Source organism: Halorubrum sp. SP9 (assembly GCF_005435015.1).
GTDB classification, from domain to species: domain Archaea; phylum Halobacteriota; class Halobacteria; order Halobacteriales; family Haloferacaceae; genus Halorubrum; species Halorubrum sodomense.
In genome coordinates this window covers 1-1,305 of sequence record NZ_SGXU01000113.1, presented here as the reverse complement: position 1 = coordinate 1,305, position 1,305 = coordinate 1, and the positions used below count along the sequence as shown (strand labels likewise).

At 54.0% G+C, this 1,305-nt stretch carries 1 pseudogene; it reads left to right on the top strand.

Annotated features, from left to right (window positions below):
• Nucleotides 1-366 precede the first annotated feature (366 nt).
• Nucleotides 367-1,305 (top strand): annotated as a pseudogene (locus EXE45_RS16685) (transposase); the annotation flags it as partial.

The window sequence follows — 1,305 nt, the reverse complement described above, 5'->3', positions numbered from 1 at the left end:
GATCGAGTCGCTCTGTACTCGGTTCGGGAGCGCTGCCGAGAGAATTCAGAGATGGAATCTTAGCAGAGGGAGTGAGGATCGAGATCACTGGGTGGATCGATCCAACTCCTCGACGATGTAGAGCGAGATAATCGCCTCTTCAGCGATCGCGATCCCGGTGCCGTCACCGGATTCAACAGAGCAGATAAATCCAAATAATTTGCTAATAATCAAGTCGGATCGACTATCGGGTCCAAGAGTAGCGATCGACCACTCGTCGATAAAATCCAAATGACAGAGATAGAGTAAGTAGACCACTTTACTGTTAACCGCCTCAGAAATCACATGTACTGTTCTGACGACTCAACTCGCGACGAGCGTCTGTGAATGCGCTCTCTGTGTGAAGCGTACCAACTGGGGATTACTATTCGGAACAAGCTCAAAGAAACCGATCTCGTCACCGCGTTCGAGAAGCTCGATCATTCGATAGATGCTATCGAAGACGGGTATCCAGCGTGGCATCCTGCGCCGCTCTCCTTTCGCGCAATGGTTCTCTCGTTCGTGTTCATGGAGATAACGGGTGACTCATACGCCAACTTCACTCGACGACTCACCCGACAACCGGAAGTAGCGACTATTCTCGGCTTCAGTCGAGTGCCCGACGAATCAGCATTCTCTCGTGCGTGGCGAAATCGATTCGACGACGCGACCCACGAATACATCCACGCTGCCGCCCACTTCGTTGTCAAAGAATTCCATGATCGCAGCATCTCAGCGCCGGAGGTGCGGCCAAAGGCAGAGATCGTCGACGATACGCAAGAAGACGCAGACCCAGTCGAAGACAAATCCTTCTCACAGGACGAGATTGTCCAGACAACGCGCCTCGCGCGTGATCACGCCTATGGACACTTCGACTCTGGTCGGGCGTCGAACCTCTCGTACGAGGACACGCAATTTTTCGAGTTACAGACGTTCATGGGGATGGTCCGCTGTGGCACCTCGCAGGGAGCGACTCGCTTCCAATATCGGCGCGGGAAAGAGTACGGACCGCATGGTGATACCCACCTCCGCGCTGTCAAACAATTTGGCCCCGAAGAACTCGTGAGGGGATTCAACAAAACGACGGATCGCTTACTCTCGGTGATCGCCTCTGAAGCATCGTTCCGGCGTCCAGTCACAGCCGCGATCGACATCACGACTATTCCCTACTACGGAGAGGTCGAAGGAATGCCGATGGTCAGCGGGACCAAGGACAGAGACGGTCGAGCATTTAAATTCGCAACCCTCTCGATCATCGGGCAGAACATCCCGCTCGTTCTGGCGGTT